Source organism: Actinocrispum wychmicini, from assembly GCF_004345645.1.
GTDB classification, from domain to species: Bacteria; Actinomycetota; Actinomycetes; order Mycobacteriales; family Pseudonocardiaceae; genus Kibdelosporangium; species Kibdelosporangium wychmicini.
This window is the reverse complement of the sequence record NZ_SLWS01000001.1, coordinates 52,954-72,853: the sequence shown is the minus strand read 5'-3', so window position 1 is coordinate 72,853 and position 19,900 is coordinate 52,954. Positions and strand designations below refer to the sequence as shown.

Sequence of the window (19,900 nt, the reverse complement as noted above, 5' to 3'; positions counted from 1 at the left end):
AGATCGGCTCACGGCGTACCGTGGTGAGCATGGTGATCGTGACACCCGGCAAGTCGGTCCGATCGGGCGATGTGGTCGCCGACATCGTGGCTGACGTCGTGGCCGCGACCCGGCGAGGCACCGCGCTCTACAGCCGGTCGCGGTTCCACGCGCCGTGGGGCATCCGGGTCGAGGCAGCCGCGCTGGCCAGCGTCCACGTCGTCACCGCCGGAGCTTGTTGGCTGATACCGGACGACGGTGAACCCGTGCATCTGATCCGGGGCGACGTCGCTTTCGTGCCGTCCGGACTCGGCCATGCCCTCGTCGACAGCCCCGGCCGCCCCCTGCGGTCGATGACGGAGCTGATCGGCGGACCGCTCGGCGAGGCCGCCCCCAGAGAACTGGTCATCGAGGGCGACGGGCCGGTCACCGGGCTGCTGTGCGGCGGATACCTGCTGGAACCCGGTCCGCGACACCCACTCACCGCGATGCTGCCGTCGATCGTGCACGTGGGCGCCGGGCAGGCCCGTGGAACCGGTCTGAGCGCGGCCGTGGACCTGCTGTCCGCGGAGTTCGAGCGGACCGATCCTGGCGCGCCCGCGGTGGTCGCGTCCCTGATCGACCTGCTGTTCGTGTACATGTTGCGGGCCTGGCTGGCGGAGCAGAGCGGTGGCTGGGCGGGCGCGCTCTACGACCCGGCGGTCGGCGGTGCGCTGGCATTGGTCCACGCCGACCCGGGCCGGCCGTGGAGTGTGCCTCTGCTGGCTCGTGCGGTGGGGGTGCCGCGGGCCACCTTCAACCGTCGGTTCACCACGATGACCGGTCAGTCACCGATGGCTTACGTGACGGCGTGGCGGATGACAGTGGCGGCCCGCATCCTGCGCGAAGGGCGGGCGCCGTTGCGTGAGGTGGCACAGCGGGTGGGGTACGACTCCGAATTCGCCTTCGCCCGCGCCTTCAAGCGCGTCGTTGGCCAAGCCCCAGGCCACTACCGTGCGAACGGCTAGGCGATCGGGTCCGGCAGGCGGCGGACGTGGTACTCGGCCGTGAGCGTGCGGCCGGTCGTGGGGTCCGACAGTTCCCCGCGCCAGGCGTCGGCGAACTGGTTCACACCCCGGCGCATCGGCAGGGTGCCGGACATCAGCACGGTCCCCGGGACGTGCAGGTTGTTCGCCTCCATCACGTCCAGCCAGTACTTCGGCGGTTGGAGGTCCGCGCACGTGCCGTTCTGGATCTCGGTCCACTCCCCGTTGCGCACCCAGGCGGTCAGTGTCATCGCGTCCATTCGCTCGGCGACCTCGGCGAAGCGCCACGCCTGGTGGCTCAGCACGTTCGGGGCGACCTGCTTGCTCCAGCCGACGCCGTGCCGTTCCAGGTCACGGTCGGTGTGGTCGCTCGCGACGGTGAGCAGGACGTCGTCGCGGGTGATCACCAGGGCCCACTCGACCTCGCCGGACGTGCGGCCGTGTTGGACGAGGACCTCGCCGGACTGGGTGGCCAGGTAGGGCGCGACGGGATAGAGGCAGGGGGTGACGTTCGGCGCGGGGATGCCTAACGCGGCCAGTTCGGCGATGTGAGCGGCGACCACGTCGTCACTGCGACCGGAGAAGCCGGCGTTGAGCACCGACCGCACCTCGACGGAGACCCGCTGGCCGTCGGGCAGGCTGAAGTGCAGCACGCACACCTCCGAGACGCCGTGTATACGCGTCGTATACACAAGATATGCGACCAGTATGCGAGCGCCGCCGAAGCGGACGCCACCCTCGACAAGTCGGTTGTCGCGGGCACGCCCAACCTACGCCGTCGGGCCGGCGGCCGGTAAGCGATTGCTCATGATCATGCGGTGAGCTGTACCCGTAGAGTCGACGAAAGGTGTTTTTCTATCGCCGCAAGGGCGGCCGGTACGTTGGCGTCGATGAGGGCGGCCACAATCGCCGAGTGCTCGGCGAGCACCTCGTCCTGGCGTCGCGACGATCGGGAAAGGGCCACCAAACCGGCTGTGACCTGCCTGTCCCGCAGACCTTCGTACATCTTGGTGAGCATCTCGTTGCCGGCCGCGCGCACCAGCGCGGTGTGGAACCTCGTGTCCAGCTCGATGAATTCCTTGGCCTGGGCCGGTCGGCGCTTGAAATCCTGCGCCGTGAGCGCCTCCTGCATCTCGTAGGCGATGTTCTTGAAGTCGCTGACATGCATGGCCGCGTGCTGCTCGATCATCAGCCGGACGCCGACGAGATCCCGCAGCTCACGGTTGGTCATGGGGGCGATGTACGCGCCTCGTTTGGGCACGAGTTGGACCAGGTCCTGGGCGGCGAGCATGAGCAGCGCCTCGCGGATCGGCGTGCGGGAGACGCCGATCTGGTCGGCGAGCACCTGTTCGTTGATGAACGTGCCCTGCCTGGCCGGGTCGGTCAGGATCTCCTTCTTGACGAAGGTGTAGGCCCGATCCCGGCCGGACGGTGGAATCATCCTGGAGCCTCCTTGTATGCTTCTTGTATACAACGAGTATACGAATTGTATCCCAGACGAGGTGCCCCGATGCGCATCGCTCTCAGCCAGTTCGCGGCCGACCCGGATCCGGCGCGCAACCTGGAGCACGTCCGCACAGCCGTCGCCGAGGCCGGTGACGTCTCGATGGTCGTCTTCCCCGAGGCCACCATGGCCCGGTTCGGCATCCCGCTCGGCCCGGTCGCGGAGCCGCTCGACGGGCCGTGGGCGACGTCGGTCCGGCGGATCGCCGAAGCCGCCGGGGTGGTGATCGTCGCCGGGATGTTCACACCGAGCCCGGACGGCCGGGTCACCAACACCCTGCTGATCACCGGTCGCGGGCTGGACACGTCCTACGACAAGATCCACCTGTTCGACGCCTTCGGGTTCGCCGAGTCCAAGACGGTGGCGCCGGGATCGGCGACCATTGTGTCCACTGTAGACGGCGTCGCGGTCGGCTTCGCCACGTGCTACGACATCCGCTTCCCCGGACTGTTCCAGAAACTGGCCGACTCCGGCGCCGAGGTGATCGTGGTGCCGGCGTCGTGGGGATCCGGGCCGGGCAAACGAGACCAGTGGGAGCTGCTGGTCCGGGCGCGCGCCCTTGACTCGACCACCTGGATCGTCGCATGTGGACAGGCCGACCCGACCACCGTCGGCCGGGAGTCCGGCACCGCGCCGACCGGAATCGGTTACAGCACAGTGGTATCACCGCTCGGGGAGATCCGCGGACAGCTCGGCCCGGAGCCCGGACTGCTCGTGGTGGACGTCGACCCAGCCGAGGTGGCGACCGCTCGCGCGGCCGTGCCCGTACTGGTCAACAGGAGGTTCTGATGCACACCTACCAGGTCACCGTGACATGGACGGGAAATCTCGGCACTGGCACGTCAGGCTACCGCGACTTCACCCGCGACCACGACATCGCCACCGACGGCCGGCCGACGATCCAGGCGTCCTCGGATCCGAACTTCCGGGGCGACCCGACGCGGTGGAACCCGGAGCAACTGCTGGTCGGCGCGTTGTCCGACTGCCACATGCTGTGGTACCTGCATCTCTGCGCCGTCGCGGGGGTGACCGTGGAGTCCTATGTGGACGAATCGGTCGGGACGATGGTGATGGAGAAGAACGGCGCCGGTCAGTTCAGCGAAGTCGTGCTGCGGCCGCGGGTGACCGTCGCCGGCGCCGACATGGTCGACAAAGCCGTTGAGCTGCACAAGAAAGCGCACGAGATGTGCTTCATCGCTCGGTCGGTGAACTTCCCTGTACGACACGAGCCGACAGTGGACGTTTCACGCTGACAGCGGGCGTGGGGCCAGGACCGACCCCACGCCCTGGTTGTCAGTCCTCGGCGGTGCCCTTCTTGAGGCCGTCGGAGATCAGCTCCATCACCGACGAGTCCGCCAATGTCGTGACGTCGCCGATCGACCGGTTCTCCGCCACGTCCCGCAACAGGCGGCGCATGATCTTGCCGGACCGGGTCTTCGGCAGCTCCGGCACCACCATCACCTGGCGTGGCTTGGCGATCGGGCCGATCTCCTTGGCGACGTGGTCCCGCAACGCCTTGACGGCCTCGGCGCCGCCGTCGACCGCGCCACCGCGCAGGATGACGAACGCGACGATGCCCTGGCCGGTCGTCGGGTCGGTCGCGCCGACCACCGCCGCCTCGGCCACGGTCGGATGCGACACGAGCGCCGACTCGACCTCCGTGGTGGAGATCCGGTGCCCGGACACGTTCATCACGTCGTCCACGCGGCCCAACAGCCAGATGTCGCCGTCGTTGTCGTACTTGGCGCCGTCGCCGGCGAAGTAGTAACCCTGGGCGGCGAAACGCGACCAGTACGTCTCGCGGTACCGGTCGTTGTCGCCCCAGATGCCGCGCAGCATCGACGGCCACGGCTTGTCCAACACCAGGTAGCCACCGCCGCCGTGCGGGACTTCGTTGCCCTGGTCGTCGACGACCTTGGCGGAGACGCCGGGCAGCGCGCGCTGGGCCGAACCGGGTTTGGCGGACGTCACGCCGGGCAGCGGGGAGATCATGATCGCGCCGGTCTCGGTCTGCCACCAGGTGTCCACGATCGGTGTCCGGGAGGCGCCGATGTTCTCCCGGTACCAGATCCACGCCTCCGGGTTGATCGGCTCACCGACGCTGCCGAGCACCCGCAGCGAAGACAGGTCGAACTTCTCCGGGATGTCCGCGCCCCACTTCATGAACGTGCGGATCAGCGTCGGTGCCGTGTAGTAGATCGACACCTTGTACTTCTGCACGATCTCCCAGTGCCGGCCCTCGTGCGGGGTGTTCGGCGTGCCCTCGTAGACGACCTGCGTCACGCGGTTCGACAACGGTCCGTACACGATGTAGCTGTGTCCGGTGACCCAGCCGATGTCCGCGGTGCACCAGTAGACGTCCGTGTCCGGCTTCAGGTCGAACACGTTGAAGTGCGTGTAGGACGCCTGGGTCAGGTAGCCGCCCGAGGTGTGCAGGATGCCTTTCGGTCGCCCTGTGGTGCCGGACGTGTACAGGATGTACAGCGGGTGCTCGGCGTCGAACGCCTCCGGCGTGTGCTGGTCGGACTGCTTGTCGACCAGGTCGTGCCACCAGATGTCGCGTCCGTCGGTCCACTCGACGTCCGTGCTGGTCCGCTTGACCACCAGCACGTGTTCGATCGACGGGGTCTGTGCGACGGCCTCGTCGACGGCTGGCTTCAGCGCCGCCGGATTGCCGCGCCGGTACTGGCCGTCGGTCGTGATCACCAGCCGCGCCTGGGCGTCGTCGATGCGCGACCGCAGCGCCTCGGCGGAGAAACCGCCGAACACCACGCTGTGGGTGAGGCCGAGGCGGGCGCACGCGAGCATGGCGAAGATCGCCTCGGGGACCATCGGCATGTAGATCGCGACCCGGTCGCCCGTGTTCATGCCCAGTTCGAGCAGGGCGTTCGCGGTCCGGCAGACCTCGGCCCGCAGGTCCGAGTACGTGATCGTGCGGGTGTCGCCGGGCTCGCCCTCCCAGTGGATGGCGACCTGGTCGCCGTGGCCCGACTCGACGTGCCGGTCGACGCAGTTGTAGGCGACGTTCAGCTTCCCGCCCACGAACCACTTGGCGAACGGCGCGTCGCTCCAGTCGAGCACCTGGTCCCACTTGGTGTCCCAGTGCAGTCGCTCGGCCTGCTTCGCCCAGAAGCCCTCCCGGTCGGCGTCTGCTTCCCGGTACAGCTCCGGGCGCGCGTTGGCGGCCGCCGCGAACTCGTCGGACGGCGGGAACGTCCTGCTCTCCGTGAGCAGGTTGTCCAGCGCGGGGCCCTGGCCGGACTGCTCGGTCATCTGCGTGACCTCCTCTAAACCGATAACTCGTGCTGGTTGAGACCGTAGTGCGAGCCTGGCCGCGAGAACAGGTCGGGGGACCCATTTTGGTTCAGACCAATGGTCGGCCGGCCGGAAAACCCAGTGGTCGGCGTGGAGATCGAAGTCCACCCGATAGTGTCTGCCCGTGACCGATCCGCTGGGCCCGCTGCTGGATCTCCCTGGGATCGCGGAGGCCGTGCAGTCCGTCCGCGAGACCGTGGACGCCGTGCACAGGCACCCCACGAACCGGCGCGGCTGGCCTACGACAGCCGCTGAGGCGTCCGTACGGGCCGCCCGCTCGTCCGCCTACATGGACGGCGGCGACCCGGAGATCCCGGCTGAGGGCGACGTCACAGACCCTGTTCTGGCCGGTGCGTTGCGGGTCGCCGAAGCCATCGGGCCGCTGCTCCCGGTGTGGCAGCGCGCGCCCTTGCAGGCACTGGCCCGGCTGCACCTGTTGGCAGCCGCGGACCTGGTCGACGCCTCCGACGACGACCGGCTCGGCCGTCCGCGACCGGCACGGGGCGTGTCGGGCCGATTGGACCTGTTGGCCAACCTCGTCACGGGCGCCACGGCGGCGCCGGGGCCAGTGTTGGCCGCCGTGGTGCACGGCGAGTTGTTGACCTTGGCGCCGTTCGGGCTCGCGGACGGCGTGGTCGCCCGAGCCGCCGCCCGACTGACCATGATCGCGACCGGCCTGGATCCGAAAGGGCTGACCGTTCCGGAAGTCGCCTACCTACGGCGACCGGAGCGTTACCGCACGGCCGCGACCGCGTTCGCCAGTGGACAGCCGGACGGGGTTCGGGAGTGGGTTCTGTTGTGTTGTGAGGCAGTGGAGATCGGCGCCAAGGAAGCCACGTCGATCGCCGAGTCGGTAGGCGCCTGAACCCGCACGTCGCCGCCGTTTCGTCATCCAGCCCTGACCAAAGCGCAACCGTTGTTGGGCTGAACGTGTGACTTCCGTAACACACAACGGGTTGCCGCGGACTGCATTCACATCCGGACGGTCACAAAGGACGAACCGGTTGGCCTTGCCAAGGCTCCGGCCGACCCGGGTCGGCCGGGGATCCGCCGGCCATCCCGCTCGACGACCTTGAACGCGCCCGTTGAACCGTCGAGCGGGCCGCCGGCAGCGGCCAACTCCGTGATCGCGTTGGCGAAACGCCGGTGCGGTCGCGGGGTTGTCCGTGTGCCCGCCCGACCGTCCACAATGGTCCTGCGACGATTGTGTCCGATATGGACGAAAGAATTGTCGGCGATGATATGGGGAATATCGTATGCCGTGCGGTTGCCGCATCGCTGAAACTGTGGAGAAATGTAACCGGCGGTGCACAGTGTGTGTGCGCCGCCGGATTCAGTGCGTGGCCGCGCCGAGCATGTCCAACGCGTTGCGGACATGACCGTTCGCCTCGCCCAGTGCCTTCGCCGCCCGGTCGGAATCCGCACCGGACAGCAAGTGCACCAACGCCACTTTCAGGTCCCCGCTGGCCGCGGTGAGGGCCTCCGCGCACTCCTGGGTGCCCAGACCGGTGGCCTCCCGCAGGATCCGCAGCGTACGGCCGCGGAGCTTGGCATTCGTGGCACGCATACTCACCATCAGGTTCGAGTACGTGCGGCCGAGTTTCACCATCACCGCCGTGGAGAAGGCGGTCAGCACCAGCTTCTGGGCGGTGCCCGCCTTCATCCTGGTCGACCCGGCCACCGCCTCCGGGCCGGTGTCCACCGCGATCACCACATCGACGTCCACGGTCCGCGCCGACGTCGGGTTGTTCGACACCAGCCCGGTCCGCGCGCCGATCCGCCGGGACGCGGCCAGCGCGCCCAGCACGTACGGCGTCCGGCCGGAGGCCGTGAGGCCGAGGACGAAGTCCCCGGCCTCAGCGTCCCTGGTCAGCTCCGCCGCCCCGGCGGCGGAGTCGTCCTCCGCGTTCTCCACAGCCGTGCGGAGTGCCCGGTCACCGCCCGCGTGGTGAGCCAGGAACCACTCCGACGGCGCGTTGAACGTCGGGGCCAGCTCGGCCACGTCCAGGCTGGCCAACCGCCCGGACGTGCCCGCGCCGACGTAATGCACCCGGTGCCCTTGTCGAAGCGCTTCGGCCGCGTAGTCCACGGCCTGGGCCAGCTGCGGCAGCACGGCCGCCACGGCGGCCGGCACCAGCCGGTCCTCCGCGTTGATCGTCCGCAGGACCTCCAGGGTGGGCAACGTGTCCAGCCCGGTGGTCCGTGGGTTGCGGCCCTCGGTCGGCGAATCGACGTAGACCGCCTGCTGCGGAACCGTCATCGCCCACCTGCTTCAGTCGGCACTGGTTTCTCTCATTTCCCGATGTCGCGAGTTTTGCGGCGACCGTCCGGCCTGGTCTCCAGGCGGTGCGGTCCGACCGCGTCACGGGTGGCCTCCAACGCGCCCATGGCCTCCGACAGGTGTCGTTGGGCCACGCCGATGAACAGGCAGTCGATCACCGTGAGCTGGGCGATCCTGCTGGCCATCGCGCCGGAGCGGAACGTCGTCTCCCGGGCCGCGGTGGTCAGCACGAGATCGGCCACCTCGGTGATCGGGGAGCGGGGGAAGTTCGTCAACGCCACGGTTGTGGCGCCGTGTTGCCGCGCGGTGCGCAGCGCCTCCACGGTGTCGGTGGTCGCGCCCGTGTGCGAGATGCCGACCGCGACATCCCCGTCACGCAGCACGGCAGCCGACGTGAGCATGATGTGGGTGTCGTTCCACGCGAAGCTCACACGGCCGATGCGGTGCAGCTTCTGCTGCAGGTCCAAGGCCACGAAAGCGCTCGCGCCCACGCCGTAGACGTCGACGCGGCCGGCGGCGGCGATCACGTCCACGACTTCCTGGAGGGTGGGCACATCCAGCTGGTCCGCGGTCTCCTCGACGGCGCGTGCGTCCGCGAAGGTGACCTTGCTGACGACCTGCTGCAGGTCGTCGTCCGGACCGATCTCACCGCCCAGGTCGCGCTCGGCCCGTGCCTCCGTGCGGGCCGTGTCCGCGGCCAGCGCGATCCGCAGCTCGGGATACCCGCCGACGCCGATCGCCTTGCAGAACCGCGTGACCGTGGTCTCGCTGGTTCCCGCCGCGTCAGCGACCTCGGTGATGCTGCGGCGCGCCACCGAGCCGGGGTTGTCCAGCACCACCTTCGCAACTCGCTGCTCGGCGCGGGCCAGGCCAGGCAAGAGCGACCTGATGCGCACGAGCGGGCTGTTCTCCGCGCGCTCGTCAACCATCTCTGCGGTGCTCACGTGGGAAACTTACTAACAGTTATGAGATCGTACAAGGTCACGACTAGACCTCCTGACGCAACGACACCCAAACGTGTCCGAAACTTGAACCTGCAACCACTGGGGTTTGCGTGGGAAATCGCAGGTAATGGGGGTGTCGTTAACAAACTTTATCATCGGATTCGACGATCCCAACCCTGTGAATCGAGCACGGTTGGTTGTTTTTCACCGTCAAGAAGTGTCCGGCTACCCTGGGTGATTTTGATGTTGTCCACACCGTCTCCGCGGCCGGTGTAGAGCCGGTCGGTGGTCAGCCGCCACCGGAACCGGATTTTCGGGGTCGGCGGAACGGTCGCTTCGACAAACCACCAGGTCCGGTGGCCGTGGCCGGCCAGCCAGTCGGTCGAGCCGGGCGGCGCGCCAGGGCCGTGCGCGACAACGGCAACCGATTGCCATCGCACGCCGTCATTGCTTGACTCCAGAACGAGGTGGTCGGTGGATTCGCTGTCGACGAATGTGTCGAACGTAACCCGGATGGGCGAATCCCCGGCCGCGAGCTCCTGTGTGGACAGTGTGGCTGTGGTGCTGTTGCCGATCCCGGTGAACCAGTAGTCACGGCCGTGTCTCGGCGGGACGGCCAGCGCGCGGGCCAGTCCGGTCGCCAGAGCCTCCCGCGCCGGGTTGATGGATCCCCAGCCACGATTGGGATGCACGCGATTGGACAGCAGGATCGCGATCGACCGCGACGCCAGGTCGACCACCAGAGTCGTTCCGGTGTAACCGGTGTGGCCCGCCGTGACCGGGCCGCTCAGCCCTCCCATGTAGAACATTTGGTCAAGTTCGAAGCCCAAACCGTGTGCGTTGCCGGGGAACGCGCCGTTGTAGTCGGTCAGCATGGCCCGTACGGTGTCCTCGCGGAGGATCCGCCTGCCGGCATAAATGCCGCCATTGAGGAAAGTTTGGCCCAGGATCGCCATGTCCCTGGCGGTGGAGAACACGCCCGCGTGGCCGGCGACGCCGTCCAGCGACCACGCGTTCTCGTCGTGCACCTGACCGCGCACCATGCCGCGCGGCGGCGAGATCTGGTACTCCGTCGCGGCGATCCTGTCCAGTTTGGACGCGGGTGGGTTGTATCCAGTGTCGACCATACGCAACGGCTCGGTGATACCCGTCCTGACAACGTTGTCCAACGTGGACCCGGTCAGTCGTTCGATCATCACACCAAGCGTGATCAGGTTCAGGTCCGAGTACTTGTACACGGTGCCCGGCGGGTTGATCGGGGCCACGTCCATGACCGCCTTGATCCGGGCCGCCTTGTCCGGCCAGTCCCGCCACAACGGCAGGTCCGCGTCCAGGCCCGAGACATGCGTCAGCAACTGCTTGACCGTGATCCCGGCCTTGCCGTTCACGCCGAACTCCGGCAGGTAGCGCGAAACCGGCGCGTCCACGTCGACCTTGCCGCGCTCGACGAGCTGCATCACCGCGATGGACGTGAACAGCTTGCTGATGGACGCCATGTCGAAGATCGTGTCGTCGCGCATGGGCACCCGTTGGTCCGACGGCAGCAACGTCCCCTGCTGGTCGGCGTACTGCGACGCGTAGCCGGCATGCGACCGCTCCACCACCACGCCGTCGTGCACGAGCATGGTGACCACGCCGGACATCAGCGGATGCGGCACGGCCGGGACCGTCGGGTTGGTCCTGGTCCACTCGTCGATCTGGCGGACCGAGGCGTCGATCGGCCCGGGATCCAGGCCGACGTCCCGCGGCGAACCGTCGTGCAACGTCGTCCACGTCGGGGCGAAACCGTGCTCAGGACGGTCGAACCGGTTGTTGTGCCAAGGGTAGGCGTCGGCCGCCACCGCCGTGGCGCCGGCGACACCCATCACCGTCAGCATGACCGCTGCCCGCCGAAACATGAATGGTCCCCCTCACCGGTAGATCAGGTATCGCTGCCGTAGCCGCCGGAACGCGGCCAGCTCGTCCTGCCAGGCACCGACGACGTCGTCCACGCCCGCCCCCGCGTCGATCATGGTCCGCAGGCGCGCGGAACCCGACAGCTTGTCGATGTAGTTGTCCGACCGCCACGCGAAGACCGCCGGATACAGCCGTTTCGCGGTGACCAGCATCGCCACGGCGGTCCGGACCGCGTCGAAGGATCGTTCGTCCGTGTAATGCAGTTGAACACCGCCGCAGGTCTTGCCCACGAACTTGGAGAACGTTGGCGCGAAGTAGCACTCCCGGAACCGCGCGCCCCGCAGATCCATGGCGTTGAGCTCGTCGGCCCACCGCCAGTCGATGTCCGGCGCGCCGATGATCTCGAACGGCCTGGTCGTGCCGCGGCCCTCGGACAGCACCGTGCCCTCGAACATGCACGCGCCGGGGTAGGTCAACGCGGTCTGCGGAGTCGGCATGTTCGGGCTCGGCAACACCCAGTCCAGGCCGGTGTCACCGAACAGCGCGTCCCGGTGCCAGCCGGTGACCTCCACGACGTCCAACTTGGACAGCCGCCGCCCGCCGGTGTCGGCCGGGAGGAACTCCGCGTCGAACAACCTGGCCAGCTCGCCCGCGGTCATGCCGTGCTGCTGGACGATCGGTTTCAGCCCGACACCCGAGGTGAACGCGGGGTCCAGCCGTGGGCCGAACGCCTTGCCGCCGACCGGGTTCGGCCGGTCCAGCACGACGAACCGGGCGCCGACGGTGACCGCGGCGACCATGGCCGTGTACATCGACCAGATGTACGTGTAGAAGCGGGCGCCGACGTCCGCGATGTCGAACACGACCGTGTCCAGACCGGACTTGGCGAACATGTCGGCCAACTTCGCCGACGTGACCGCGTACGCGTCGTAGACCGGGACGTGGGTCCGGGGATCGGTGTAGCCGCCCTCGGAACCGCCGGCCTGTGCCGTCCCCCGGAAGCCGTGCTCGGGGCCGAAGACCGCGACCGGCGCCCGGCCGGCCGCGACCAACGAGTCCACGATGTGTGTTTTGTCCCGCAACACGCCGGTCGGGTTCGTCAGCACACCGACCTTGTGGCCGGCGAAGTCCGGCCAGCCGCGGCCGGCCGACCGGTCCGCGCCCGTCGTGACCCTGCGGCCGCCCCAGGCCTCGTCCTGCCCGGCCGCGGCGGGTGCGGCCGCCGCGGCCAGGACGGCCGGTGTCGCGAGGAAAACGCGCCGGGTCACCATGTCAGGCCGGTCCCGAACGGGAAGAGGACCTTGGTGTTGTCCGCGGTCGGGACGTTCACCGGCAGCTTGCCCCGCGGGCTGATCTGCCCGAAGATCACCTTCGCCAGGCTGGCCATGGACATGTCACGCCACGCGTACGTGGTGATCCACGTTGGCACATCGGCGAAAGCCGGGTCGTACGGCACCTGCGCGGCCACCGCGACCACAGGTTTGCCCGTGGCGACAAGCCGGTTGACCAGGCTCGTCTGGGAGGCGGACGTCCGCAGGCCGTTGGTCAGCACGATGACCAGATCGCTGCCGTTCGCCGCGGCGACCGCTTGGCCGATCTGCGCGGCGCTCGGCGCTCCGCCGGTCGCGATGGCCGTGCCGCCGACCGCCTTGGCCAACGTGGCCACAGGCTCGGCAGGCAGACCCGGGAAGGCGGGATTGTCCCAGCCGGTGACCAGGATCCTCGCCGGCTTCGTCCGGACCGGCAGCAGGCCGGCGTCGTTGCGCAGCACGGTCACCGAGCGGTCGCTGATGTCCTGGATCTGCCTGAGACTCTCCGGCGTGCCCACCCGGTACGCCACGGCCCGCTCGTTGACCAACGGGTTGAACAGGATGCCGCGGTTGAACTTCATCTTCAGGATGCGGGTCACGCTCTGGTCGATGCGCTGCTCGGTCAGCCGACCCGAGTGCACCGCCTCCAACACGCCGGTGATGGTGATGTTCAGGTCCGGCGGCATCAGCATCTGGTCGACACCAGCCTCCAGCGCGAGCACCGGGATCTCCTTGTCCGGGTGCATCTGCCGGACGCCGGCCATGCCCAGTGAGTCCGTGACCACGACGCCGTCGTACTTGAGCTCGTCGCGCAGCAGGCCCGTCATGATCGGCTTGGACAACGTGGCCGGCTCACCGGACGGGTCCAGGCTCGGCACCTGGATGTGCGCGGTCATGATCGAGTCGACGCCGGCCGCGATGGCGGCCTTGAACGGCGGCAGGTCGATCTGCCGCCACTGCTCAACCGTCCGGCTGATCACCGGAAAGCCGGTGTGGCTGTCGGTCGCCGCGTCACCGTGGCCGGGGAAGTGCTTGGCCGCGGACGACACCGTGTCCGGCAGCCAACCGCCCTGCTGGTAGCCCTTGACCTCGGCGCTCACCATGCGGCTGGCCAGGTCGGGGTCGCCGGCGAACGACCGCACCCCGATGATCGGGTTGATCGGGTTGGAGTTGACGTCCGAGTCCGGCGCGAAGTTCTGGTTGATGCCCATGGCCCGCAGTTCCCGGGCGTTGATCGTGGCCAGCCGGGTGGCCGCCTGCGTGCTGCGGGTGGCCCCGACGGCCATGCTGCTCGGGTACTCGGTGGCCGGCGCCACGATCCGGGTGACGTTGCCGCCCTCCTGGTCGATGGACAGCGTCAACGGGATGTGCGCACCGCTGCTGAGGGCCGCCCGCTGCAGGCCGTTGGAGAAATGTGCCAACTGGGTCGGGTCGTCCACGTTGTCCGTGGACGGGTTGTTGAAGTAGATGACGCCGCCGACGTGGTAGCGCTGCACCACCTGAGTCGGCGTGTCTACGCCGTACACACGGTTGGCCGGGTTCACCTCGTCCGCGGACTTGCCCCACACGGTGGCGACGAACAGCTGGCCGACCTTTTCTTCCAAAGTCATGTGCCGCAACGTCGCCTGAGCGTAGAACGTGGCCGGGTCGAACCGCGGCGCGGCATCAGCCGAAGTCGTCACGGCGGCCAACGTAGTGAAGGCGACGAGGGGCGGGAGAATCCAACGGCGGGGACGTGGACGTAACACCACAGCCTCCCTGGAGGCGTAAGATACTTACACGGTAGTCACTTCTTTCGGTAACTTACCCACATCGTGGTGCTTGCGCAAAGGTCCGTTCGGAGGCAGTGCGACCGGACAGAGCGGCGGCCAAGCCTGTCCGAGCGAAGCGAGGACCATAAACACAGTAAGGCGGCGCCCCTAGTTAGGGGCGCCGCCTCCAAGCGCGGACATCTCGGGTTACCAAGCGTGCAACTCACGTCGTACTCACTGGGTCTCGGCGCCCGGCGTCCCGGTACGCAGTCCCTTGACGACAAGCCTCCCGCGGCGTGCTGCGCGTGGGTGCCTGGAGTCCGCGCACGGAGCTCCTTCGGGGTGGACCAAGCTTCTCTTCGTTTGGTCCCTGGCCGACTGGAAGTCCGCAATCCCTTTGTACCTAGTGATGGCGGTCACTTCAAGGGCACGAAGGGGTGCACCGTTACAGAGTCGCCGAGCGGTAGATCAACACGCCACGTGTCGAATGGACGATGAGTAGCGTGCGGCCGGTCGTCGGCGCTACCACCGTCCGGGCTATCCACGTCGCCCGGACGGATGGCTATTTCCGCTTGCGGCGCCGCAGGCCGTACCAGGTCGCGCCGGCCGCCGCCACCGCCCCGATACTCGCCGCGGTGATGGCCACAGTGGTCCCTGACGGCATCTGGAAGCGCGACCGCAGCGACACCGGTTTGGAGAACGCCAGTACTGGCCAACCGCGTTCGTTCGCCAGCTTCCGCAAGCCCCGGTCCGGGTTCACTGTGGACGGGTGGCCGACCGCCTCGAGCATCGGCGCGTCGGTGATCGAGTCGCTGTAGGCGTGGCAGGCGGTCAGGTCGTAACCGTGTTCCACGGCCAGCTGTTTCATCGCCACCGCCTTGTTCTCGCCGTAGCAGTAGAACTCGATCTCGCCGGTGTACCTGCCCTCCTCGGCGACCATCCGGGTGCCGACACTGTCGGTCGCGCCGATCATCCGGGCGATCGGGCGGACGATCTCCTCGCCGGAGGCCGAGACCACCACCACGTCGTGTCCTTTGGCCTTGTGGTCGGCGATCAGCTCGGCGGCCTCCGCGTAGATCAACGGGTCCACGATGTCGTGCAGGGTCTCCTCGACGATCGACCGGACCTACTGGACGTCCCAGCCCTCGCAGAGCGCGGTCAGGTGCGCACGCATCCGGTCGACCTGGTCGGCGTCCGCGCCCGACTGCATGAAGACGAACTGGGCGTACGCGCTTTTCAGCACCGCGCGGCGGTTGATCAGGCCGCCCTGGAAGAACGGCCGGCTGAACGCCAGCGTGCTCGACTTGGCGATGACCGTCTTGTCCAGGTCGAAGAACGCGGCAACCCGCCTGGTCACGGGCTCGACGTCGGTCATAAGCCCAGCATATGTCTCCCGGCCGGGGGTTCTGTGGATAAGACACCGTAAGAAAAACCCGCATCGGTGACCACGGGATGCGGATGAGGAGATACAGTGAAGGCGTCCGGTCTCTGACGCCGGGCCGGTTCAGTCCGACCCCCCGGGACTGAACCTATTGACGACCCCCGTCCCTCCCCCCTGGCGGGGGTCGTCCCATGTCCGCGTTTTCTGTTGTCCCACATACGTTCGGTCTGATCCTACGGCTATGTAGAAGTATTGGGCCATTGCGTATACCACAGAACACCGACAGCATCCGGTTTTCCGGGCCGAATTGGCCGCGGTTATCCACATCCCCCTGAGTTGTCCACAGACGCGCCCCACCCGGTTGTTCCCGCCGCCCAGACCAGCGACGGTGGATCTTGCGGGCAATCCGCCCGGCTTGCGGGAACAGGGGAGCGGAGATGGCGAAACCACTGGTACTGGCCAATGACGAAACTGTGTTGGACGAGTTGCTGCGGCTGGCCGCGGCCGCGGGATGCGCGGTTGAACGCGTGTCCGACGTGCCCGCGGCGAGACAACTCTGGCATACCGCGCCTTTGGTGTTTCTCGACCCAGGAGGGGCGCGTGACTGCCACGCGGCCGGCCTGCCATCGAGAGACAACATCATCATTGTTTCGCCGGACACCACAGATGTCACTTCATTCAAGGCCGCACTGGCGTTGCACGCGCAACGGGTGATCGAGTTGCCCGTCGCGGACTCGTGGCTCAGCGAGGTGTTCGCGGACGCGGCCGAGGGCAGAGCCGGCCCGCCAGGCCGTGTCGTGGCCGTCATCGGCGGCCGTGGCGGCGCGGGGGCTTCGGTGTTCGCGAGCGCGGTCGCCGTCACCGCGGCCCGGGGCGGTCATTCGACCATGCTCGTCGACTGCGACCCGCTGGCCGGTGGCCTGGACCTGCTGCTGGGTATGGAGAACGACGAGGGACCGCGCTGGCCGGACATCGGCGTCCGGTCCGGCCGGGTGGCCTCGTCCGCGTTGCGTGCCGCGCTGCCCTCGTGTGCCGGTGTGAAGCTGTTGTCCGGGGCCCGTAAGGGATTCGCGCCGGAACCCGAGGCGGTGACCGCCGTCGTTTCGGCCAGCCGGCGCGGCGGCGACGTCGTGGTCTGCGACCTACCGAGGGACATGTCCGCGACCGTTCAGGCGGCCCTGAGCCTGGCCGATCTCACCGTGATCGTCGTCCCGGCCGAGGTGCGGGCGTGTATGTCGGCCGCTCGTGTCGCCGAATGGCTGGGCGGTCTCGGCGCGAGCGCACAGGTGTTGGTGCGCGGCCCGGCGCCGGGCGGACTCAGCGCGGAAGAGGTGGCCAAGGCGGTGGATCTCCCGTTGCTGTCCTGGATGCCATACCAACGCGGTTTGGCGACATCCCTGGAGAAGGGCACCTTCGTGGCCCGCCGCGGCCCACTGGCCGCCGCTGCCCGAAGGACCCTGGAGACGATGGGGGTGCCGGCGTGAAAGCCGACTTCGTCGAGCGGGTTCGGGCTCGGCTCGCCGGCTCGGCCATCACCGCCGCGACGGTCGCGGACGCGATTCGCGACGAAGCCGGCGGCGTCGTCGGCGACAAGGATGTCCTTGACGCGCTTCATCTTCTGCGTAACGAGTTCGTCGGCGCCGGTCCACTGGAGCCGTTGCTGCGATCACCCGGGGTGACGGACGTGCTCGTCGCGGGGCCGCGTTCGGTGTGGGTCGACGGGCCGGCGGGGCTGCGGCGGACCGAGGTCTCGTTTCCGGACGAGCCCGCCGTGCGTCGACTCGCGCAACGGCTGGCATTGTCCGCCGGACGACGGCTCGACGACGCACAGCCCTATGTGGACGCCTGGCTGGAGAACGTCCGGATGCACGCGGTCCTGCCGCCGATCGCGCCGGATGGGACATGCCTGTCGTTGCGGGTGCTGCGACCGGCAGTGCACACATTGGACGCGTTGCGGGAGCTCGGCACAGTCGAGCAGCAGGGTGCCGACCTGCTGCGGGCCGTTGTCGCCGCGAGGTTGGCGTTCGTGATCGTCGGCGGCACGGGCTCCGGAAAGACCACGCTGCTCGCGGCGATGTTGGGGTGCGTGCCGGCGGCCGAGCGGATCGTCAGCGTCGAGGATGCGGGCGAACTGCAGCCGAGCCATCCGCAGTTCGTCCGGCTTGTCGCCCGTCCGCCCAACATCGAGGGCGCGGGTGAGGTGACGGTCCGGGATCTGGTCCGTCAGGCGTTGCGCATGCGGCCGGACCGGCTGGTCGTCGGCGAGGTGCGCGGCCCGGAGGTCGTGGAGCTGTTGACCGCGTTGAACACCGGCCACGACGGTGGCGCCGGAACGTTGCACGCCAACTCGCCGGCCGAAGTACCGGCCCGGTTCGAGGCGTTGGCGGCGTTGGGCGGCCTGGGTAGGGCCGCCCTGCACAGCCAGCTGGCGGCGGCGGTCCAGGTTGTGTTGTTCATGCGCAGGGACGGCGAGACCAGACGGCTGGCCGAGGTCGGCGTGCTCGAACGAGCGGGCGACCTGGTGAGAGTCAGCCCGGCGTGGCGTCCGGGGGAACGCCTCTACGCCCGAACGAACCTGGAGAACCTGTTGGCGGAGCGAGGAGTTCGGGCGCCATGGGACTGACTGTCAAGACACCGGTTCCCCTGTCGGCGGCGGCTCACACCGTGCCGTTGTCCCGAGCCGCGGCCAAGCGGCTCGCGGTACTCGTCGATGTCTGGCCGCGGATCCCAGGCCGTGTCCCGGCATCTCCGCCCGACCGTTCCCCTGTCGCGATCCACCCTGCCCCGGACGGAGTCGACCCGGCCATGCCTGTCCTGGGAAACCGCCGCCGGACCGAAGCTCTTGCCGCGGTCCCGGACGCCACTGCCAGCACGCTCAACGGCGACCACTGTTCGATGCCTCTCCGCAGCGATGCCAGGAACCGGCCTGCTGCACCCGAACCTCGGCCATCGGCTGCCGCCGGCCTGTCGCCGACGTGGACTCCGGAACCCGACCGCACCGAAGGGTCCACAAGGGAATGATCACTGTTCTGTTGTTGCTGTCGGGTGCCGCTCTGACGTGGCCGACGCGCTGGGCGTCGCGGCGACTGCGCTCACTGTTGGGCCACCGGAGACGACCGCTCGAGTTGCCCAAGCCGAACACCGTCGTGGTGGGCGTCGCGTCCGCCGTTGTCGGCGGGCTCGCGCTGGGAATCGGCGGGGCTGTCGCGGGCGGGCTCGTCGGGAGTGTGACGTTGCGGCGTTGGCGGTCGCGGCGGGCCGTCCAGGATCGGGTGCGTGCCCTGTCGGACCTGGCGGAGACACTGCGGTCGCTGGTGGGCGAGTTGCGAGCGGGTGCGCACCCGGTCGTGGCCGCCGAGTCGGTGGCCGTGGATGCTCCACCCGTTGGGGCGCAGGCGTTGCGAGCCATCGCCGCGGCGGCTCGGCTCGGTGGAGACGTCGAGAGCGCGGTTCAGGAGCCACTCCTCGTGGACACCGTGCACGCCTGGGCGCTCGCGCAACGCCACGGATTGCCACTGGCCGACCTGCTCGCAGCGGTAGTGCGAGATCTCGACCAGCGGGCCAGGTTCGCGCGACAGGTGCAGGCAAGGATGGCCGGCCCCAGAGCGAGCGCGACGATTCTCGCAGTGCTGCCCGCCGTGGGTGTTGGGTTGGGCGAGGTGATGGGCGCGCGTCCGTTGCACATCCTGTCGAGCACGACCGCGGGCCAGATCATGCTGGTTCTCGGCGTTGGGCTGGTCTGCGCCGGTGTGGCGTGGAGCGCCAGGCTGACCCGGCAGGCGGTGCTGCCGTGATCGACTTCGTCCTGGCGGCGCTCCTCCTTGCCGCGGCCATCGTGGTCGAGCCGAGTCCGGCGATCGCCCGATGTCGCCTGTCCGCGCTCCTTGGGCACCGACCGGCTCGGATCCGCTTGCCCAGCCAGAAGGTGTTTCCGTTCGTGGCGGCGGTGCCGGTCGGCGTGCTGGTCGTGATCGTCAGTGGGTGGCTCGCCGCGCTGCCGGTGTCGGTGATCGCGTGGTTCGGTGCCCGGCGGCTGCTCCGACGGCCACCACCACCCGTGGACCCGTTACGCCTGGCCGCGGGCTGGGACCTGCTTGCGGCGTGCCTACGTGCCGGGATGCCCGTGCCGACCGCGATCCGCGTGATCGCGGACCGGATCCCGGGTGCCGGCGGTACGGCCATGCGGGCGACAGCCGACCTGCTCATGCTCGGCGCCGATCCGGTCGACGCCTGGCGCCCGGTGGCGGACGTGACTCAGACGGCGGCGTTCGCCCGCAGTGCCCGCCGGACAGCCAGGTCGGGGACTGAACTGGCAACCGTGGCCGCCGCACTGGCGAACGACGTCCGTGTGTCGGCGACCGACGTCTCCGAGGTACGGGCCCAACGGGCGAGCGTGCTGATCGCGGGACCGCTCGGTCTCTGTTTCCTGCCCGCCTTCATGTGCCTGGGGATCGCACCTGTGATCGCCGGACTGGCCGGCCGACTGGGGTTGGCCGGATGACCATCACGACAAC

General features: G+C 68.6%; 16 protein-coding genes and 1 pseudogene. 8 read left to right on the top strand and 9 right to left on the bottom strand.

Features of this window, described 5'->3' with window-relative positions:
* Window positions 1-29 precede the first annotated feature (29 nt).
* Window positions 30-986 carry an AraC family transcriptional regulator gene (locus EV192_RS00305; RefSeq protein ID WP_132109970.1) on the top strand — a complete coding sequence of 319 codons (957 nt, stop codon included), beginning with the start codon at window positions 30-32 and terminating at the stop codon, window positions 984-986.
* On the opposite strand, the gene EV192_RS00300 is transcribed toward EV192_RS00305, so the two are convergent.
* Window positions 983-1,663 carry a DUF2848 domain-containing protein gene (locus EV192_RS00300; protein ID WP_132109968.1) on the bottom strand — a complete coding sequence of 227 codons (681 nt, stop codon included), beginning with the start codon at window positions 1,661-1,663 and terminating at the stop codon, window positions 983-985. The genes EV192_RS00305 and EV192_RS00300 overlap by 4 nt on opposite strands.
* Before the next feature lie 152 nt (window positions 1,664-1,815).
* Entirely contained in the window at window positions 1,816-2,445 is a 630-nt protein-coding gene (locus tag EV192_RS00295) for a GntR family transcriptional regulator (protein ID WP_132109966.1), read from the bottom strand.
* Window positions 2,446-2,514: 69 nt separating this feature from the next.
* On the opposite strand from EV192_RS00295, the gene EV192_RS00290 reads away from it, so the two are divergent.
* Window positions 2,515-3,297: a carbon-nitrogen hydrolase family protein gene (locus EV192_RS00290; protein ID WP_132109964.1), complete on the top strand. Its 783-nt coding sequence runs from the start codon at window positions 2,515-2,517 to the stop codon at window positions 3,295-3,297.
* On the top strand, window positions 3,297-3,761 hold the full coding sequence (locus tag EV192_RS00285) for an OsmC family protein (protein WP_132109962.1): 465 nt from the start codon (window positions 3,297-3,299) through the stop codon (window positions 3,759-3,761). The genes EV192_RS00290 and EV192_RS00285 overlap by 1 nt, the downstream gene beginning before the upstream one ends.
* Before the next feature lie 40 nt (window positions 3,762-3,801).
* Here EV192_RS00285 and acs read toward each other — a convergent pair whose 3' ends face one another.
* On the bottom strand, window positions 3,802-5,781 hold the full coding sequence (gene acs / locus EV192_RS00280; protein WP_132109960.1) for an acetate--CoA ligase: 1,980 nt from the start codon (window positions 5,779-5,781) through the stop codon (window positions 3,802-3,804).
* 166 nt (window positions 5,782-5,947) lie between these two features.
* Here acs and EV192_RS00275 point away from each other — a divergent pair, with 166 nt between their 5' ends.
* Window positions 5,948-6,688 carry a Fic family protein gene (locus tag EV192_RS00275; RefSeq protein WP_132109958.1) on the top strand — a complete coding sequence of 247 codons (741 nt, stop codon included), beginning with the start codon at window positions 5,948-5,950 and terminating at the stop codon, window positions 6,686-6,688.
* 468 nt (window positions 6,689-7,156) lie between these two features.
* Here the strand turns inward: EV192_RS00275 and EV192_RS00270 are convergent, their stop codons facing one another.
* The 6 genes and pseudogenes from EV192_RS00270 to EV192_RS00245 form a co-directional block, all read right to left on the bottom strand.
* On the bottom strand, window positions 7,157-8,083 hold the full coding sequence (locus EV192_RS00270) for an N-acetylmuramic acid 6-phosphate etherase (protein ID WP_132109956.1): 927 nt from the start codon (window positions 8,081-8,083) through the stop codon (window positions 7,157-7,159).
* Window positions 8,084-8,115: 32 nt separating this feature from the next.
* Window positions 8,116-9,033 (bottom strand): MurR/RpiR family transcriptional regulator, encoded by a 918-nt coding sequence (locus EV192_RS00265; RefSeq protein WP_132112741.1) that lies wholly within the window; start codon window positions 9,031-9,033, stop codon window positions 8,116-8,118.
* A gap of 167 nt (window positions 9,034-9,200) precedes the next feature.
* Window positions 9,201-10,946 carry a serine hydrolase domain-containing protein gene (locus EV192_RS00260; protein WP_424923325.1) on the bottom strand — a complete coding sequence of 582 codons (1,746 nt, stop codon included), beginning with the start codon at window positions 10,944-10,946 and terminating at the stop codon, window positions 9,201-9,203.
* 12 nt (window positions 10,947-10,958) lie between these two features.
* Window positions 10,959-12,215 carry an exo-beta-N-acetylmuramidase NamZ family protein gene (locus EV192_RS00255; protein ID WP_132109954.1) on the bottom strand — a complete coding sequence of 419 codons (1,257 nt, stop codon included), beginning with the start codon at window positions 12,213-12,215 and terminating at the stop codon, window positions 10,959-10,961.
* Window positions 12,209-13,936, bottom strand: a complete 1,728-nt coding sequence (locus EV192_RS00250; protein ID WP_243726544.1) for a glycoside hydrolase family 3 protein — start codon at window positions 13,934-13,936, stop codon at window positions 12,209-12,211. The genes EV192_RS00255 and EV192_RS00250 overlap by 7 nt, the downstream gene beginning before the upstream one ends.
* Before the next feature lie 631 nt (window positions 13,937-14,567).
* Window positions 14,568-15,380: pseudogene (locus EV192_RS00245) on the bottom strand (HAD-IB family hydrolase).
* A gap of 443 nt (window positions 15,381-15,823) precedes the next feature.
* Between EV192_RS00245 and ssd the strand changes: the two are divergent.
* From ssd to EV192_RS00225, 4 genes are all read left to right on the top strand, one after another.
* Window positions 15,824-16,870: a septum site-determining protein Ssd gene (gene ssd, locus EV192_RS00240; protein WP_132109952.1), complete on the top strand. Its 1,047-nt coding sequence runs from the start codon at window positions 15,824-15,826 to the stop codon at window positions 16,868-16,870.
* Window positions 16,867-18,009, top strand: coding sequence for a TadA family conjugal transfer-associated ATPase (locus EV192_RS00235; RefSeq protein WP_132109950.1), 1,143 nt, complete (start codon window positions 16,867-16,869; stop codon window positions 18,007-18,009). Before ssd ends, EV192_RS00235 begins: the two co-directional genes overlap by 4 nt.
* A gap of 394 nt (window positions 18,010-18,403) precedes the next feature.
* Window positions 18,404-19,180, top strand: coding sequence for a type II secretion system F family protein (locus EV192_RS00230; RefSeq protein ID WP_132109948.1), 777 nt, complete (start codon window positions 18,404-18,406; stop codon window positions 19,178-19,180).
* Entirely contained in the window at window positions 19,177-19,887 is a 711-nt protein-coding gene (locus EV192_RS00225) for a type II secretion system F family protein (protein ID WP_243726543.1), read from the top strand. The genes EV192_RS00230 and EV192_RS00225 overlap by 4 nt, the downstream gene beginning before the upstream one ends.
* The last annotated feature ends 13 nt before the right edge of the window (window positions 19,888-19,900 follow it).

Excerpts from the sequence above, each read along its gene's own strand:
- EV192_RS00305 (WP_132109970.1), top strand. The coding sequence starts at position 30 with ATGGTGATCGTGACACCCGGCAAGTCGGTCCGATCGGGCGATGTGGTC.
- EV192_RS00295 (WP_132109966.1), bottom strand. The coding sequence starts at position 2,445 with ATGATTCCACCGTCCGGCCGGGATCGGGCCTACACCTTCGTCAAGAAG.
- EV192_RS00290 (WP_132109964.1), top strand. The coding sequence starts at position 2,515 with ATGCGCATCGCTCTCAGCCAGTTCGCGGCCGACCCGGATCCGGCGCGC.
- EV192_RS00285 (WP_132109962.1), top strand. The coding sequence starts at position 3,297 with ATGCACACCTACCAGGTCACCGTGACATGGACGGGAAATCTCGGCACT.
- acs (WP_132109960.1), bottom strand. The coding sequence starts at position 5,781 with ATGACCGAGCAGTCCGGCCAGGGCCCCGCGCTGGACAACCTGCTCACG.
- EV192_RS00270 (WP_132109956.1), bottom strand. The coding sequence starts at position 8,083 with ATGACGGTTCCGCAGCAGGCGGTCTACGTCGATTCGCCGACCGAGGGC.
- EV192_RS00265 (WP_132112741.1), bottom strand. The coding sequence starts at position 9,033 with ATGGTTGACGAGCGCGCGGAGAACAGCCCGCTCGTGCGCATCAGGTCG.
- EV192_RS00260 (WP_424923325.1), bottom strand. The coding sequence starts at position 10,946 with ATGTTTCGGCGGGCAGCGGTCATGCTGACGGTGATGGGTGTCGCCGGC.
- EV192_RS00255 (WP_132109954.1), bottom strand. The coding sequence starts at position 12,215 with ATGGTGACCCGGCGCGTTTTCCTCGCGACACCGGCCGTCCTGGCCGCG.
- ssd (WP_132109952.1), top strand. The coding sequence starts at position 15,824 with ATGGCGAAACCACTGGTACTGGCCAATGACGAAACTGTGTTGGACGAG.
- EV192_RS00230 (WP_132109948.1), top strand. The coding sequence starts at position 18,404 with ATGATCACTGTTCTGTTGTTGCTGTCGGGTGCCGCTCTGACGTGGCCG.